The organism is Lyngbya sp. CCY1209 (genome assembly GCF_035615495.1).
In the GTDB taxonomy this organism is placed as follows: domain Bacteria; phylum Cyanobacteriota; class Cyanobacteriia; order Cyanobacteriales; family Microcoleaceae; genus Limnospira.
Genome location: NZ_JAJENU010000371.1, coordinates 1 through 588 on the forward strand (window position 1 = coordinate 1; position 588 = coordinate 588).

Genomic DNA, 588 nt, shown 5'->3' on the forward strand with positions numbered 1-588 from the left:
ACGGTTGTCAGATACGCCGATGATTTTGTAGTCATATCACCAAAACTCGAAATCATTGAACAGTGCAAGATTGCTATCTCCTCATGGTTAAAGCCCATTGGACTCCAACTCAAGCCAGAAAAGACAAGAATCTGTCACACACTTCAAGAAATTGAGGTAAATGGAGAAATGGTCGCACCTGGCTTCGACTTTCTAGGGTTCAATATCAGGCAACACCCAAAAGGGAAGCATACATCCGGGAAAAGTGGAGGGAGGGCCAGTAGACTACTGGGCTTCAAGACCCACATAAAACCGGATAAGGAAGCAATCAAAGCCCACATCGAAAAGGTTAAAGAGGTGATTAAGAAACACAAAACAGCACCTCAATCCGCCCTGATTAAAGAACTCAACCCCATCATCACTGGATGGGCAAGGTATTACTCGGGGGTAGTCTCCAAGGAGATTTTCAGCAAGCTAGATAACATACTCTGGCAACAACTGCGGGCATGGGTAGTGTCACGATGCGGAAACGCCGAATACAAAACGCTCAGAAAATACTACCGAACAGGTATGGCAAAACTGAGTAATGGGGACGAAAGGAAGGATAAG

1 protein-coding gene is annotated in these 588 nt (G+C 45.4%); it reads left to right on the forward strand.

From position 1 onward, the window contains the following. Positions 1 to 588: group II intron maturase-specific domain-containing protein (locus tag LKE08_RS10505; protein WP_324704172.1), on the forward strand; the 588-nt coding region annotated here is incomplete at both ends.